This is a genomic window from Nostoc sp. UIC 10630 (genome assembly GCF_010747425.1).
Lineage (GTDB): Bacteria > Cyanobacteriota > Cyanobacteriia > Cyanobacteriales > Nostocaceae > Nostoc.
The window spans coordinates 14,948-30,966 of the sequence record NZ_JAAGOG010000087.1; the positions used below are offsets into that span (position 1 = coordinate 14,948).

The 16,019-nt window shown below is 42.5% G+C and carries 12 protein-coding genes and 1 pseudogene; 8 read left to right on the forward strand and 5 right to left on the reverse strand.

Going from position 1 to position 16,019, the window contains the following annotated elements:
• Positions 1-60 precede the first annotated feature (60 nt).
• Positions 61-623: pseudogene (locus tag G1O98_RS19950) on the forward strand (HD domain-containing protein).
• On the opposite strand, the gene G1O98_RS19955 reads toward G1O98_RS19950, so the two are convergent.
• On the reverse strand, positions 620-2,110 hold the full coding sequence (locus G1O98_RS19955; RefSeq protein ID WP_163930906.1) for a BamA/TamA family outer membrane protein: 1,491 nt from the start codon (positions 2,108-2,110) through the stop codon (positions 620-622). The pseudogene G1O98_RS19950 and the gene G1O98_RS19955 sit on opposite strands and share 4 nt — an antisense overlap.
• 459 nt (positions 2,111-2,569) lie before the next feature.
• Between G1O98_RS19955 and G1O98_RS19960 the strand changes: the two genes are divergently transcribed.
• The 4 genes from G1O98_RS19960 to G1O98_RS40080 are packed head-to-tail and all read left to right on the forward strand — an operon-like array spanning position 2,570 to position 4,723.
• A complete protein-coding gene (locus G1O98_RS19960) occupies positions 2,570-3,037 on the forward strand; it encodes a DUF4870 domain-containing protein (RefSeq protein ID WP_163930908.1) in 468 nt (155 codons plus the stop codon).
• A 54-nt stretch (positions 3,038-3,091) separates the two neighbouring features.
• Positions 3,092-4,189: a Gfo/Idh/MocA family oxidoreductase gene (locus G1O98_RS19965; protein WP_163930910.1), complete on the forward strand. Its 1,098-nt coding sequence runs from the start codon at positions 3,092-3,094 to the stop codon at positions 4,187-4,189.
• A gap of 7 nt (positions 4,190-4,196) precedes the next feature.
• Positions 4,197-4,442, forward strand: a complete 246-nt coding sequence (locus G1O98_RS19970; RefSeq protein ID WP_163930912.1) for an HNH endonuclease — start codon at positions 4,197-4,199, stop codon at positions 4,440-4,442.
• Between the two features lie 35 nt (positions 4,443-4,477).
• Positions 4,478-4,723, forward strand: coding sequence for a hypothetical protein (locus tag G1O98_RS40080; protein ID WP_243458486.1), 246 nt, complete (start codon positions 4,478-4,480; stop codon positions 4,721-4,723).
• 72 nt (positions 4,724-4,795) lie between these two features.
• On the opposite strand, the gene G1O98_RS19975 is transcribed toward G1O98_RS40080, so the two are convergent.
• Complete coding sequence (locus G1O98_RS19975; protein WP_163930914.1) at positions 4,796-7,513, reverse strand: DUF3536 domain-containing protein; 2,718 nt, start codon at positions 7,511-7,513, stop codon at positions 4,796-4,798.
• Between the two features lie 526 nt (positions 7,514-8,039).
• Here G1O98_RS19975 and cax point away from each other — a divergent pair.
• Together cax and G1O98_RS19985 are read left to right on the forward strand one after the other, a co-directional pair.
• Positions 8,040-9,131, forward strand: coding sequence for a calcium/proton exchanger (gene cax / locus G1O98_RS19980; protein WP_163930916.1), 1,092 nt, complete (start codon positions 8,040-8,042; stop codon positions 9,129-9,131).
• A gap of 179 nt (positions 9,132-9,310) precedes the next feature.
• Positions 9,311-10,450 (forward strand): serine/threonine-protein kinase, encoded by a 1,140-nt coding sequence (locus tag G1O98_RS19985; protein WP_163930918.1) that lies wholly within the window; start codon positions 9,311-9,313, stop codon positions 10,448-10,450.
• 167 nt (positions 10,451-10,617) lie between these two features.
• Here the strand turns inward: G1O98_RS19985 and gndA are convergent, their stop codons facing one another.
• Positions 10,618-12,048 (reverse strand): NADP-dependent phosphogluconate dehydrogenase, encoded by a 1,431-nt coding sequence (gene gndA / locus G1O98_RS19990; protein WP_012412521.1) that lies wholly within the window; start codon positions 12,046-12,048, stop codon positions 10,618-10,620.
• 217 nt (positions 12,049-12,265) lie between these two features.
• Between gndA and G1O98_RS19995 the strand changes: the two genes are divergently transcribed.
• The gene (locus G1O98_RS19995) at positions 12,266-13,003 is read left to right on the forward strand and encodes a Ycf66 family protein (RefSeq protein WP_163930920.1); all 738 of its coding nucleotides are present in this window, start codon (positions 12,266-12,268) and stop codon (positions 13,001-13,003) included.
• 696 nt (positions 13,004-13,699) lie between these two features.
• Here G1O98_RS19995 and G1O98_RS20000 read toward each other — a convergent pair.
• Positions 13,700-14,266 (reverse strand): transposase, encoded by a 567-nt coding sequence (locus G1O98_RS20000; RefSeq protein WP_243458487.1) that lies wholly within the window; start codon positions 14,264-14,266, stop codon positions 13,700-13,702.
• Between the two features lie 278 nt (positions 14,267-14,544).
• A complete protein-coding gene (locus tag G1O98_RS20005; protein ID WP_163930922.1) occupies positions 14,545-15,768 on the reverse strand; it encodes a glycoside hydrolase family 10 protein in 1,224 nt (407 codons plus the stop codon).
• Positions 15,769-16,019: the final 251 nt, after the last annotated feature.

The window sequence follows — 16,019 nt, forward strand, 5'->3', positions numbered from 1 at the left end:
AATACTTTCTAAATTTAGGATAGCTGGATTATTCAAGAAGATTAATTGTGAGGATAAAAAATGGGTGCAGCAAAATTAACAGAAAGATTTGAAGCGGCGTTAGTCTATGCTAATCGTCTCCACGCTAACCAGACTCGTAAGGTTAGCGGTATTCCTTATATTTCCCATTTGTTGAGTGTGGCGGCGCTGGTATTGGAAATGGGTGGTAGTGAAGAGGAAGCGATCGCAGCTTTATTACACGATAGTATAGAAGACCAAGGTGGTAAACCCATTCGTGAGGACATCCGCCAACGTTTCGGCGAAACAGTTGTGGCAATTATCGATGGCTGTACAGAGTGGGATACACCACCGAAACCACCTTGGCAAGAGCGTAAGAATAGATACATAGAAAAACTCCGTCACGCTTCACCCTCAGTTCGGCGAGTTTCGCTGGCTGATAAACTACATAATGCTAGGTCTTTGCTGGCAGATTGGCGACAAATGGAGATGTTATTTGGACTGAATTTAGCAGTGGTAAAGAAAAAACTTTGTGGTTTTACCAATCATTGGTGCAAGTATATCGGGAAACAGGTTCAGATGTGATGATAGAAGAATTGGAACGAGTTATCAACCAACTATCTTAAAATCGCTGACCTGTAGTAACTTCAAATCTCACTTCTCCCTTGTCGCTAATTCCTAAGTCGCCTCGAATTAGCCCAAAGGGTGAGTTCAAGCGCAATCCTAAGCCGTAACCAAAGCCACTTCCAGGTTTGTCTCGTAAGACTCCTGGTTCTCCTAACACGGTTTCGCTAGACCCAAAATCTGAGGCGAAGTCAGTAAAGACAACTCCACCTATTGATTGGAAAATTGGGAACCGATATTCCACGGAAGCTAATCCATAACTCCGACCACTGGCAACTTTACCATAACCGTAACCTCTGACAGAATCTATTCCACCAATATTAAAAGCATCGGCTGGTGGGAAGTCTCCAATAGTTGTACCAATTTGTAAATTAATCGCCAACATTTCTGGATTATCAGTTGGTCTACCATTACCTATCCAGCTAACTGGGAAATACTGAATATAGTCTCCCCGTAGGCGGTTGCTGAAAATATTCCCTAGTCCAATGGGAATCGCTTGTTCTGTGCTGAGGGTGAGGATTGAGCCTTGAGTCGGATTGTCTCGGCGATCGCGTTGATCTCTGGATACGGCAAATGATACTGTAAATAAGTCATCAATTCCAGTACCGCTCACAGATAGAGGACTCCCTAATCTATCGACCTGGACAACGTTATATTCTCCATCGCGTAGGCTAATTCTGGTATAGTTGAGCGCCACAGATGTATCCCATTCATCAAAAGCTCGTAAAAGCGCTACAGAACCACCAAATCTTCCTTCTCGCACTTTGTCACCGTTAGCCAATCTGATATCTTCGTTAAAGGTTCCCGATGTATTGCGATTACGAAAACCTCTAATGCTATAGCCTAAGCGGTTTGGTTCTTCTAAACGATAACGACTAGTAAATTGACCATCAAATTGGACATCTTTAGTGCTGAACTGCAAAATTGTATCTAATTTATCATTCAGACCACTAACATTTTCATCTTTATAACCCACCCGACCGTATAACCCAACGTCATCGTTATTACCGCCTCCTAAGATGAGAGAAGGGAAGCTACGCTCTTTGATTGCATAAATGAGATTAACACTAGAAGCATCTTCTTTAGGGTAAACATTGACTTGATTAAATGACTCTAATCTCCTCAATCGTTGCAAGTCTGCTTGAAGTAAATCTTCACGGAATACCTGACCTGGTTTGAGTCTGAGCAAACCAATGATAAAATCTTTTTGAGTTCGCCCTTTGATTGGCAGACCTTTGTCATTAATAAAACGAATCTGGATATTTTTGACAATTTTTTGGGAAATTTCCAGCGTCTGGCTATCTCCTAAACTAACTCCCATATAATTACCATATTTGGCATACTCTCCCTCTACATGGATCGTAGCTTCTGGTGTCACAATCCCACTAGCCCCATCTTGAGTAGATGGTTGCGAGTCTGCAAGGGCCTCTGGATTTTTACCACCCACTAACATTACTGCGATCGCAACTACAGTTATTTGAACTCGCATATTGAAAATCCGTTAGTGTTATTAAGTTTACAGCATAGAGCGGATCTCTTGTGCGTAAGTTCTATATTAACCTTGCTATTGAGTATCCCAAAATCTGGTTGCTTGTTTCCCCAGTACTCAGTATAAACTGTCAGACTGTTTTCAAATTGCGATGACCTCCGGTCGGTCGGAGACCATCGCCTCCGGCAGGCGGTTACGCCATCGCTCAATGCCAAAAGAGGGTACAGTCTCAATACGGTTCGGTTAAAGGGAAAAGGTTTTGAATACATCCTTTACTCCTTACCCGCAACCCCATCCCCCAAATGCTTATCCAAACCGCATTGGGCACAGTCAGAGAAATAAAACTTCTTTCCGAAAACTATGACGGAGAAATACTCAGGTTTTAAGCTCATTTTTGGCTTTTTTGTAGATAATTAGAGTGGGTAATTATCTGGTAAATCCACCTACACATAAAAAGCCATGAGACAAAAACCTAAACAACAAATGCGTATATGGGCGGTGTTGTGTCATTTCTCGGCTTTGTTGGGATGGATATTATTGTTTTTTTTAGTATTTATTGGCATTCCTTTATATTTACCTTTAAATCTTTTAGCTCCCCTGATTATTTGGCACTTTAAAAAATCACAATATCCTTGGATTGATTTTCAAGGTAAAGAATCTTTAAATTTTCAATTTTCTTTAACATTATATACATTGATTGTCATAGCAATATCCTTAATTTTATTGTTAACTAGCTTTGTCATGGTGATGATTAATAATGGTTCATCCAATGAAATAAAAAATATTTTAGACGGCTTGCTAATTGTACTGATGTCATTAATTTTATTCAAACTCATACTACAATCATTTGTAGTGACTTTTGCATCTGTAAAAGCTTACAAGGGTGAGTATTATCGTTACCCTTTTACAATTAGAATCTTACAATAATTGTAAAATTTATTACGAACAATAAAAATCACATACAATATAGGAAAAGATTATATGATTGGAATTGCGATCGCAGGCACTGGATTTGGTCAAAAAGTCCACATCCCTGGATTCCAAGCACATCCTCAAACCGAGGTAGTTGCTGTCTATCATCGAGATATAAATAAAGCTAAAGCCATAGCAGAATCCCATAATATACCTCACGCCTCTGATTCTCTGGCTGATATTGTGGCATTACCAGAAGTGCAAGCAGTCAGTATCTCTACGCCGCCATTTTTGCACTATGAAATGGCAAAAACTGTACTACAAGCTGGGAAACATTTATTACTAGAAAAACCGACAACCTTAAATGCAGTCGAAGCTAAAGAACTTTATCAGTTAGCGAAAGCAAAAGGTGTAATTGCGACTGTAGATTTTGAATTTCGTTTTGTATCAGCATGGCAGTTATTTGCTGAATTACTATCAGAAGATTATGTGGGTGATTTACGCCTAATTAAAATTGATTGGTTAGGTTCTTCTCGTGCTGATACTTCACGCCCTTGGAATTGGTATTCTGACAAAGATAAAGGAGGCGGTGCATTAGGATCTTTAGGTTCCCACGCCTTCGATTACATTCACTGGTTATTCGGGCCAGTGCGTAGATTAAACGCCTATTTGAGTACTGCTATTCCGACACGAGTTGACCCGATTACAGGGGAATCTAAGGCAGTGAATACAGATGACAACTGTATATTAACCTTGGAATTAGCGAATGGTACACCTTGCCAACTTTCTATCAGCGCAGTTGTTCATGCAGCAAGAACTCATTGGGTAGAAGTATATGGCGATCGCGGTACATTAATTGTAGGCAGTGAAAATCAAAAAGATTATATACACGGCTTTCGTGTTTGGGGTTCCCAGCTAGGTAAACCGCTAACGGAAATAGAAATACCGAATCGGTTAATTTTTCCGAAAAATTATGCTGATGGCCGCATTTCGGCATTTATCCGCGTAGTAGACCAATGGGTAAAAGGAATTGAACGCAATCAGGAAATTACACCATCGCTGCGAGAAGGAATTTATTCTCAGTTGTTGATGGATTTATCCCATGAATCTCATACAAAAGCAAGTTGGGTAGATGTACCTAGCTTGGAAGAATTTCTTAGCAACTAGAGAGAAAATGAGCAAAACTCCCCGCATTCGTATCCCCCCAGAAGTTAAGAAATATGTTTTTGAACGTGACAAATATCAATGCCAAAGCTGCGGTAAAACTACTACAGAAACTCACCTCAGCATTGACCATATCATTCCCCTTGCCCGTGGTGGTCAAAATGATATCAGCAATTTACAAACTCTCTGTCTTACCTGCAATCAGCAGAAAACAGATAATATTGACCCCCGCTTCCGGCGATATTTTCAGCATTAGGCTAAAATGGTGTGGGCTATTCGTTTCTAATTTCTATGCCTCAAAACCACAATAGCAATTACCGAAGATTCCCCAATATTAAAACTACAATTCTTTACCTCTTCACTTTTATGACTGTTTTAGTAATAGTCTTTCCCTGGCTATATGAGGTTAAAACTAAAGCTGGGATCAACATATCACGTAGCCGCCATGCAGGAACCTTTTTTGAGAAACATACATTTGGACTCTTCAGGTGTGAGTGGCTTTATCCCTACCATTGCGATCGCTCCCAGGCTAAGTAAAGAAAATTAAAAAGAGAAGGGGAAAATTTTCCCCTTCTCTCTGTGTGAGATTTTTACCGTGCGTCCCTACATTTATCCCAACTGATTGGAGATCGCACTAACATCAACGGCTAACTTCTTGCCCAACTTGAGCAACTGAAGACACTGATTATCTGCTTCATTTCCAATGCTAGTAATACACACCGGCGCTATTTGACTGTGCAGACAACTAAAGTATAGTTCCTGCGATCGCTGTAGGGAAATGTCAATATTTAGTTGATCCCCGACATCAATCAATCGCTCCAATAGTTGGATATCTGCATTAAAGCTACCATTGGCATCATGCAATAATTGCCAGAGCGATCGCGCAATTAACTGTTCTAACATCTGCTTACCGTCGGGAATATTCAGCCGACAACGCAGATGTTTTGCTTCAGTAGCGATCGCTTCCAATTCTAAGATGTGACTCCAACTCTTTTGGGGATCGGCAATATCTTGCTCTAGCGATCGCAATGTCATCAGACAGCGATGCCCTAAAGCAATATCTGCTGCCACCTGCAATTCTTGTGGTACTGCGATTTCATCTCGATGAAACGCCATCAGCACTCCATAATTATCACGGTAGGCTTGGGTATACAACTGTCCTAAGCGTGTCAGTGTTTCCTGACTAAGCAACCGCATAATCCGGTGGCGTTCTTCAGCAAATAGATTTTGTAAGCTGAAAGCTTCTTCGCCAAATAGCTGTGTCATCGCCAAGATAGTATGAGCCGCACTAGCTTGTTTTAGTGCCCCAAACAGCTTTTCTTTTAATTGGCTGTAGTCACGCCGCCCAGTAAATTGTTGAATGCAGCAGTGGAAATCCCAGCCTCCCAAATGCAGAACCGCAAATACCAAATGCTCACTTTCCCAAGTAATCTCTGATACCAGCTTTAAATTTCCTACAGCCAGAGTTAGCGATCCCATCCGTTGCAGTTGGTAATCTAGCTCATTGGCAGCATAGCAATAAACTTTTTTGTGGTAACGCTGAGATTGTTTGTCAGCAACATCTTTTCTAGGCAAAGAATTGTGCGTCTGTGATGGTTTCTGATTGGTAAATAGGGAAGTAATGGCGTAATGGGATGCTACTTGCTTAAAGCCAAGCTGGGCAGTTAACACGAGTTGCCGATAAATTTCTGCACCGTGTTTGAATTCATCGACATTACTGGGGGCTAAACCAAGACGTTTGACAAAGCCTTTTTCTAACTGTACGCCAGCCACTTCCCCTGCCAATTCCAAAGCACGGGCGGCATAGCGCAGAATTTGCGTCCCCTCTGGACGGGAAATTTCTTCAAAAAACCAACCACAACTAGTAAACATTAACAAAGCGTGACGCTGCATTTCCAACAGGCGCAGAGCGTCTACTTGTTCGGCTGCTGTTAGTTTGTGGGTTTGATGACGGGCGAGGAAACGGTTGACATTGGTAGCAGAGCGATCGCGCATTACTTGGATATATTCATCTCGTGTTTGCCAGGGATCGCGAAATAACTGCCTACCATGTTCCTCATAAACCTCAGTTAGCTGATCGCGCAGCCAATTGAGGGCATCCCGCAAGGGACGACGCCATTTTTGATGCCAAACACCGCCTTCACCACCGCAACCACAGTCATCCTCCCATCTGCCGACACCGTGGGCGCAACTCCAGGCTGTGACTGACTTCAATTCCACTTCCCAACTGGGAGAATTTAAGCTCAGGTAGTGGGCGAAGTTCGTTACCGTCCAACCCTGTTGAGGAAACTCTTTGGTAAAGGCGTAGGCTAAAGTTTTTTCTGTTCCCTTCTTGTGATGTCCGAAGGTTTCCCCATCTGTCGCCACCGAGATTAACTGTGCCAGACGATGATCCCCACGGACTGCGGAACCGATACGTCCGGCAAAGTGACTGGAGTTATAAACTACATCACTAAAACCCATGTCGCGCGATATCGGGCCATCGTAGAAGAAGATATCAATGTAGGGTAATTCTTCTGTACTACTATCGTTGGGGCTAGTGGCGATCGCACTCAGAGGTGAAGATGAAGTGTCGAGTGTGGGCTTCAAATAACAACGATAGGGACGGGTAGAATCAATCTGACTACCGCCAACTTCGATCCATTCAGGATGGGGATGATCTGGAGTGGGGAGGGGACGGCAACGCAGGGCTTGAGACGGTGCAAGGACAATGAAGCGAATACCCTCAGCAACAAGAGCTTCTAAGGTTGCGTAGTCTACAGCAGTTTCTGCTAGCCACATCCCTTCGGGATCGCGGCCAAAGCGGGAGCGGAAGTCTTCTTTACCCCAGCGAATTTGGGTATGTTTGTCGCGCTCGTTCGCCAGAGGCATGATGATGTGATTGTATACTTGCGCGATCGCATTACCATGACCATGCAAGCGTTGGCTACTCTTGGCATCCGCCTCTAAAATGCGCTGATAAACTTCCACATCGTAGCGTTCTAGCCACGACATCAGCGTCGGCCCGATATTAAAACTAAAGTACTCGTAATTATTGACGATCCCCACCACTTCACCTTGGTCATTTAAGACTCTGGCAAAGGCATTCGGGCGATAGCATTCCCAATGAATCCGCTCATTCCAGTCATGGAAAGGTGCAGCGCTCGGTTGGCGTTCAATTGCGTCCAGATAAGGGTTTTCCCTCGGTGGCTGGTAAAAATGACCATGCACCGTCACATAAACACCATTAGCCTTTCTCAGGGGATCGGTTTCGTGAGCGTTTTTGGGATCTGAATGTAATGTTAACGTTGAGCCAGAGCTAGCTGGCATTTCAGCAGCAGAAGTCATGTATATTTATCCAAAACAAAAAACTTGCAGTTGCACCGAAAACATTGTGCGTAAACCTTTCTACAATGGTTTTCACACAAAATCCGGTATAAACAACAACTATGGAATCCAACCAAATTTTTGACAAAGCGGTTTTATTGTAGTGGGAAATCTGCGTTATCGCACAGCCCTTTCCCTGAAGGCTCAAAGTAATTAGCCATTGAAGAAGGCCTCAGTTAGGGGTTTTCTCGTTAGCAGCGCCAATCAAAATTTTAATTGTCTTTTAATATATTAAACCCCATTGTTGGTGTAATATTTTGGCTCAAATTCATAGTTTTGCAACAAAAGATTACAAAAACTCCTTAAATCGCAATCTTATTTTACATACGCTGTAGTGAACTGAAAACAGTACAATTTCTGAATTGGTCTACAGGTGGTTGAGAGTATCCTATGGGAGTGATGAGTGAAAGTAATTTTTAATTCAACACTCCAAATTTAAAATTTAGGATTGCTCGCTGTGAATGATACCCTCAACCCAAAACAACAAATGTCAACCAAAAACATTATTCTTTTCGTTTTATTACTGTTTATCCCAGTTTCTGTAGCAGCCCACTTTCTAGAGTGGGGAGAATTGATAGTTTTCATTACAGCTGGATTAGCAATCCTGCCCTTAGCAGCTTGGATGGGTACAGCCACAGAAGAAATTGCTGTCGTAGTGGGGCCGTCATTGGGGGGCTTGTTAAACGCCACCTTTGGTAATGCAACAGAACTAATCATCGCCCTAGTAGCGCTGAACGCTGGGTTAATAGATGTCGTCAAAGCCAGTATCACGGGATCGATTATCAGCAACTTACTACTGGTAATGGGTTTTTCCATGCTTTTGGGAGGACTGCGCTACAAAGAACAGACATTTCAGCCAATTGTGGCGCGGGTGAATGCTGCTTCGATGAATTTAGCAGTGATTGCCATTTTGATGCCAACGGCGATGAATTATACCTCTCAAGGAATTAACGAACAAACACTGCAAAATCTTTCTATTGCTGTTGCTGTAGTATTAATCCTGGTTTATGCCCTAACGCTGCTATTTTCAATGAAAACCCACTCTTATTTATATGACGTGGGTGTAGCGGAGATAGAAGAAGAGGAAGCCCCTCATGCTAAACCAAATATGATGTTGTGGGTTAGCGTGCTATTAGTATGTACTTTGCTAGTGGCACTTGAGTCAGAAATGTTGGTCGATTCTCTAGAAGTGGCCACATCTCAGCTAGGTTTAACAGCGCTGTTTACAGGGGTAATTTTGGTTCCCATCGTCGGTAACGCAGCTGAACACGCCACAGCAGTCACCGTGGCGATGAAAGATAAGATGGATCTTTCCCTTTCTGTAGCTGTGGGATCGAGTATGCAGATTGCTTTATTTGTCGCGCCCGTGTTGGTAATAGCAGGGCGGATATTGGGTAAACCAATGGATTTGGATTTCAAACCCTTTGAATTAGTTGCTGTGGTTGTGTCAGTGTTGATTGCAAACAGTATTAGTTCTGATGGTAAATCCAATTGGCTCGAAGGCACTTTGTTATTAGCTGCTTATACAGTATTGGGATTCGCCTTCTACTTCCATCCAGTTATGGAAGGTATGGGGTAGTTTAGCAGTGCGTAGGCGTAGCCGTCGTAGCCATTGCTCTTGATGATTTTAGATTCTTTTGGTTCATCATTCCTCCACCCGGTTTTCCCTCTTCTGCATGACACAAATCCAAAATCTCTTAATTACACTCTTTTGCCTGGGACAGGAGAAAATAAGAACATATAAGAGCGATCGCCTGTATGAGCTACTGCCTTAATCCCCATTGTCCCAAGCCCGAAAATCCTCATGATGTCAAGTTTTGCCGGACTTGCGGTTCTAAGTTACTCCTCAAAGAACGTTACCGTGCTATCAAACCAATCGGACAAGGTGGTTTTGGCAGAACCTTCTTAGCTGTGGATGAAGATAAACCCTCAAAACCACGCTGTGTAATTAAGCAATTTTATCCCCAATCCCAAGGCACTAACACTCTTGCAAAAGCCGTAGAGTTATTTAACCAAGAAGCGGTGCAGTTAGATGAATTGGGTAAACATCCCCAAATTCCCGAACTCCTGGCATATTTTACCCAAGAAGACCGTCAGTATCTTGTACAAGAATTTATTGACGGGCACAACTTAGCCCAGGAATTGGCACATAGAGGTGCTTTCAATGAAACGCAAATCCGGCAACTATTAAATGATTTATTGTCAGTTTTACAATTTTGTCATGCTAGACACGTAATTCACCGTGATATTAAGCCAGAAAATATTATTTTACGTAGCAGCGATCGCAAACTAGTATTAGTAGATTTTGGGGCGGCCAAATCTGCCACTGGCGCTGCCTTAAATCAAACTGGTACAAGTATTGGTAGTCCAGAATATGTTGCCCCTGAGCAAATGAGAGGTAGGGCTGTTTTTGCCAGCGATATTTACAGCTTGGGTGCTACCTGTATTAATTTATTAACCCAGCGATCGCCCTTCGATTCTTATGATATCAACAACGATACTTGGGTTTGGCAGCAATATTTGAAAACTCCTATTAGTAATCAGTTGAGCCGCATTCTCAACAAAATGCTAGAAAGCATTCCCATTCGGCGTTATCAAACAGTAGATGAAGTTCTTAAAGACTTAAATCAACATTCGCAAGTAGCAGCCACACCAGCCATAAAACCAAAGCCTATCCCTCAATCACCACCCAATTCTCCACCCGCTTTTGTATCGCCCTCTCCTAGTCAAATCGATCTAGAATTAGAGGAAATGAAAACTCAATTTTTGGGTGGCAACAAACCTCAACCAAATAAAATACAACCACCAATTTCCACATCTCAGCCGACGAGTAAAAACGAAATAGATCAAGAATTAGAAGAATTAAAAGCCAAATATCTTGGTAATAATAATCCTTAAAATCAATAAACAGTAGAGAATTGCTATTATCCTCCTCTCTTCCTCTGCGTTCTCTGCGCCTCTGTGGTTCTAGAAAAAAAGTGGCTCTGAAACTCAGAGCCACTACTAAATCTGTATTTTGAAACTGACTAACCTTTCACAATATTCTGATACAGATGTGCAAAAGCTTACTTACCAGCTTCAGCAATAGGAACCCATTCAGTATGGAAACTTCCGGGCTTGTCAAGACGTAGGTAGGTATGTGCGCCAAAGTAGTCGCGTTGTGCTTGAGTTAGATTTTGAGGCAAGCGATCGCGGCGATAGCTGTCAAAATAATCCAAGGAGGCGCTAAATGCGGGTACTGGAATTCCTACTGTTGCAGCTGTCGCAATCACTTCCCGCCAAGCAGTTTGTCTGTCAAGAATTGTCTGCTTAAATTCGGGAGCCAACAGCAAGTTAGGCAAAGCTGGATTTTCGCTAAAAGCCTTCTTAATCTTATTCAAAAAGCGAGCGCGAATAATACAACCACCTTTCCAAATCCGCGCCATTTCGCCCAGATCCAAATTCCAGTTATATGTTTTTGAAGCTGTGGATAGCAACGCCATCCCTTGAGCATAAGAACAGATTTTTGAGCAATAGAGAGCATCGCGTACTTTGTTGATAAAGTCCTTAGTTTGCCCGTCATACTTGCCACTGGGGCCTGTGAGGACTTTAGATGCTGCAACCCGCTCATCTTTAATCGAAGATATAATCCGGGCATTAACTGCTGCTGTAATTGTGGGAATAGCAACTCCCAATTCCAACGCAGTTTGCACAGTCCAGCGTCCAGTTCCCTTTTGACCGGCTGCATCAACAATCAAATCCACCAGGGGTTTATTTGTTTCTGGGTCAATATATGGGAAGATATTCTTCGTAATTTCAATCAAAAATGAATCGAGTTCATCGGTGGTATTCCATTCAGCAAACACATCATGTAGCTGACTGGGGTTTAATCCAGCGACATTTTTCAGCAAGTCGTAGGCTTCAGCAATTAGCTGCATATCGCCATACTCAATGCCGTTGTGTACCATTTTGACATAGTGACCAGAACCACCAGGACCAATGTAGGTTACACAAGGGCCATCATCGACTTGGGCAGCAATTTTGTTGAAAATTGGTGATAGAAACTCGTAAGAGCTTGTTGTACCTCCAGGCATCAGAGATGGGCCATTCAGCGCCCCTTCTTCACCGCCACTGACACCCATACCAAGATACCGAAGCCCAGCGGGTTCTAATTCCTGAGTGCGTCGTTCCGTATCTTCAAACCAAGAGTTGCCACCGTCGATAATGATATCGCCTTCCTCTAACAAGGGTTTGAGTTGAGCAATCACCGCATCCACTGGTTTACCAGCTTGCACCATTACTAGGATTTTGCGGGGACGTTCCAATAAGGCAACGAATTCCTCTAGAGTAAAGGCGGCTTTGACGTTCCGTCCTGTAGCACGCTGCGCCATAAACGCATCCGTTTTTTCTCGGGAGCGGTTGTAAACTGCAATTGGGAAGCCATTGCGCTCTACGTTTAGAGCGATGTTCTCACCCATAACGGCTAATCCAATCACACCAAAGCTTTGTAGTGTCATAAAAAATTTCTGGCTAACTCTCTTGCAGATCCTTTTACTTTAAGGGTAGTCCGATATTTTCCGTTCTCCCCTAAAGAAGACCTTAAGAGTTGAATAAAGGGCAAAAATCCACAACTAACACGGCTAATTAATTTTAAATTGTATCTAAATCAACAATTGACTGACAAAATTTGCAAAATTGAAATAGTCAAAGGACGCAGTAAGGAGTAACCAAATAATGCTGGCATTTGTCCTAGCTTTGGTGGTCGGTATTGGTAGTTTAGCCATTTATATAGCAGCTTTCTTTTTTCCAGAAATCCATCGCAAGAATGACTTTATCTGGAGTGGCGTAGGGCTATTCTATGCTTTAGTCTTATGGGTGTTTGCACCACGCATTACTGGAGGTTTGTTGCTGGGTCATGTGGCTAGTGTGGCTCTTTTGGTCTGGTTTGGCTGGCAAACTCTATCATTACGTCGCCAACTGACCCCCCAGGCACAACAAACCCAAGTACCCAGTCCTGAGACGGTGAAAGCTGGAATTCAGGAACAGGTAAATAAATTGTCCCTTCAAGAACGGCTGGGCCAGTTGCAAAAAGGTCTGGGTAGCACCTTCAGTGGCGCGAAAGATAAAGTGCAACAGACTGTGAGTAAAAAGACATCCACAACCCCCAAACCAGAAGACATTACCTCTGTACTATCAGAGAAACCTGCTGTTGAGATTATCGACAAAACTACTGCCATACCAGAAAAACCAGCAGAGGAGACAGTTACTACTGACACCGAAGCTAAAACCGAGAGTGTACCAGAAGCGATTCCACCACATCCCCCATCTCCTGAATTGGTGGAAGCAGCGCAACCAGATTTTGAAATTGAGGATAAGCAACCGATTCCTGTAGAAGAAATTGCGCCGGATGCGTTACTGGCTCCCCCGGCGGAAGCACCACCTGAAGAAATACCGCCTAATCAAGCTGGTTGAATTTAGTGAAACCCAACGTTAACTTAATAACCCAAGTTGCGGGTTATCGACTGATCTGTGCTTGTTACCACTCAATTGATGCGATGCCTGCGATGGACTACGCCTACACGTGCAACAAAGTCGCGTTGGCGCTACGCGCCAACGTACCGATGCCTTGTTGAGAGCATTCAAGTACTTAAATGATTTGGCTGTTATATAGGGCTCATATCTGATTTTTGAACAATATTTCAGATAAAAACCTGAGAAAATGGGCTTTTCAGTCTCAGTATGTTTTCAGAAATCAAATCGGAGTCCTATATAAATTACTTATTAAATAAAAGCTTGTTGAAGAGTAAAAGAAAAAATAAATGCTTGTAGCTTAAGTAAAAACCCTTCATAAGTGACTGCATGTATTGATTTTGGGAAAACACAAGTGATACTACTAAACACGGTTTCAATATAATGCCGAGTATGTTGTTTAATATATTGATTCCAAGGGGGATCTTGACGCTTGGAGTTCTTTTTTCTCATAACTTTTAAATAAATTTGACTTGTTTGTTCCAAGTCATCCTCAATCTTGTAGTCGGTGTAAGGGAGATCCAATAAATAAATCAGCCCAGCCGTATCAATAATATTTTTGGCAAAACCGAGAAATTTAGGCGCTTTCGCCCTCAAGGCGAAAGCGACGGCTGGGCTGATTTATTCGCGGGCTTGTGCCTAAGCTGAATCACCATACAGTTCACTACCAGGTGGGAGATTTAAAGGTAAAGCATTTAACGCACGTACATCGTTGGCACTACCAGGCATAAACACAAATTCTACGGGAATACCATTTTTGGTGCTTAATAACTGAACTCGAACCCCGTAAAAATATCGTTTTTTTGATGCGATGTAACCTCTATACTGCGCCGACTGGATTATTTTGACATTAAAGATCCGGATGTTGTCGCAGATCGGCACTGGAAACGAGTCTAAAAGATATTCCGTGGAATCACTAATTTCTTTCAGTATCATTCCCACTTGATGAAACAAGTCGTTGATTAACATTGAGACACTGTGTAATCTCCGGTTAAAACGTGACTTTTCTAACATATTAGATATTAACTTATGGTCTTTCATATAGCCACAAGCCTTGCTATGATTACCATTAAAGAACATCGCCGCTGTTATTGCAGTTGTAATAATTTCTGCGTCATTCATCTCTCGACGACTGTCTTCATGATGCCCAATCGCCTTTAACAGATCGTCTGTGATAGCATATATGGCAATTATTTCGTTTAGCATATAGCCCTCCTAATTTTCTTCTTGGAGGGCATTTTATTGCTTAACACACCCATTGCGATCGCCCGTCAGAGTAACTAGCAACTTGGGTTAAATACTTTATTTCAAGCGATCGCACCATTGAAAGTAAAATTAGGCTATTTTGGGCTTTATCTAACAAGATTCCTAGCTTCTTTGCAGAAGCTAGGAATCTAAGCCTTTCAGAACGGAAGGCGATCGCACTACCATTAGACGAAAAAACGTTAATTTATAGTCTATTAACGTAATCTTCAACAGAAAAGTTATTCAATTCTGGCGCGGAGTGCAGGAGATGGAAAGAGACTTCCAAATCCAACTTGTCGCTCGTTTAAGGGTTCTAGAGCATCGTTCCAAAGACTTTCATAATAAAAGAAAGTTACGCCTAAACCGCGTTCTTGGGCAGCCCGCACCTGAGACTTAATTTGCTGCATAGGAACTGGATTATTTCGTAACCCAGTCATAATACCAATTCCAGTTGGAATTATTTTTTGGGCTTCTTGAATTTCTGAGCGAGAAATATTAGCCACAAAACTTTGCAGATTCGGACGATAAACTTGCACTATTAACTCGTCCACAATATTTTGCCGTATCCAACTCAGCCAGTCTTGCAGGTGAAACTTGTAAGCAAAATCATAGTAATTAGGAGAAACAGAGAAAATCGCCTGGGGTTTTCTCTGCTTCACAGCTTGGTTAAGTTGTACCATGAAAGCCGTAATTTTATCTGCCCGCCACTTTACCCATGCCGCATCTTGGGAATTCTTTGGGGGAGCATTCTTGGTTTCTTTGGTGTACAAAGCAACTGTATATTGGTCGTAACCAAATTCGTGAGGCAAACTCATGTGATCGTCAAACTGAATGCCATCGGCATCATATTGAGTGACAGTTTCCAGCACGAGGTTGGTGATGAACTGTTGTACTTGCGGAAGGAACGGATTCAGCCACATAACCTCACCAGCCGCACTGATAGAAGTTTGGCTACCATCCCGCTTTTGTGTGAACCAATCAGGATAATTCAGTGCTAGTTCTGACGTTGGGGGAGCCATGAAACCAAATTCAAACCAGGGAATCACTAGCAATCCTTTACGATGAGCTTGGTTAATCAGGTCTGCAAGAATATCATGTCCATCTGAACCTTTATAGATAAAAGGTTGGATACCTGCACGTTGTGCGATCGCACTGGGATACATCACATAACCAGAATTCCACACTACAGGATAAATTGTGTTGAAGTTCAGCCGTCGTAATTGACTTACCGCATCCTGGACTTTGGAGCGATCCTTGAGAGTGTCAAAATCATTGGTGGTCATCCAAACCCCACGAATTTCTTGACGGGGTATCTGTGCGATCGCGCTGAAGCCACCACCTTCGGTGATCGCAGGAGTAAAACTATCTACCAGTAATACCGTAAAAAAGGATATTAAAATGAGAATCGGAAAAAGATACTTAAGTAGTCGCCGCCAACTTTGAATAATAAAAGGTGATTTCATAAATTTGAATGGTGCATTAGCTACCCACACACGCCATTGCTCGCTTTTACGATTGAATCTACTAACCATATAGTCTACAAGTATTTATGCTTAGTACAGGATTGATGAGTTGGTAGTTGTTCGTTCCCTGCTTATGGAACTTTTGCACCAGAAAAACTAAAGCAGACAATATTAAGATAGTTGACGCAGCTAGTAAGCATTTGTGCCCAATAGATATTGGTATGAGGAATGGGGAATGGGAAATGGGGAAT

Coding starts and splice junctions, on each gene's coding strand:
- G1O98_RS19955 (WP_163930906.1), bottom strand. CDS start 2,110: ATGCGAGTTCAAATAACTGTAGTTGCGATCGCAGTAATGTTAGTGGGT.
- G1O98_RS19960 (WP_163930908.1), top strand. CDS start 2,570: ATGAGACAAAAACCTAAACAACAAATGCGTATATGGGCGGTGTTGTGT.
- G1O98_RS19965 (WP_163930910.1), top strand. CDS start 3,092: ATGATTGGAATTGCGATCGCAGGCACTGGATTTGGTCAAAAAGTCCAC.
- G1O98_RS19970 (WP_163930912.1), top strand. CDS start 4,197: ATGAGCAAAACTCCCCGCATTCGTATCCCCCCAGAAGTTAAGAAATAT.
- G1O98_RS40080 (WP_243458486.1), top strand. CDS start 4,478: ATGCCTCAAAACCACAATAGCAATTACCGAAGATTCCCCAATATTAAA.
- G1O98_RS19975 (WP_163930914.1), bottom strand. CDS start 7,513: ATGACTTCTGCTGCTGAAATGCCAGCTAGCTCTGGCTCAACGTTAACA.
- cax (WP_163930916.1), top strand. CDS start 8,040: ATGTCAACCAAAAACATTATTCTTTTCGTTTTATTACTGTTTATCCCA.
- G1O98_RS19985 (WP_163930918.1), top strand. CDS start 9,311: ATGAGCTACTGCCTTAATCCCCATTGTCCCAAGCCCGAAAATCCTCAT.
- gndA (WP_012412521.1), bottom strand. CDS start 12,048: ATGACACTACAAAGCTTTGGTGTGATTGGATTAGCCGTTATGGGTGAG.
- G1O98_RS19995 (WP_163930920.1), top strand. CDS start 12,266: ATGCTGGCATTTGTCCTAGCTTTGGTGGTCGGTATTGGTAGTTTAGCC.
- G1O98_RS20000 (WP_243458487.1), bottom strand. CDS start 14,266: ATGCTAAACGAAATAATTGCCATATATGCTATCACAGACGATCTGTTA.
- G1O98_RS20005 (WP_163930922.1), bottom strand. CDS start 15,768: ATGAAATCACCTTTTATTATTCAAAGTTGGCGGCGACTACTTAAGTAT.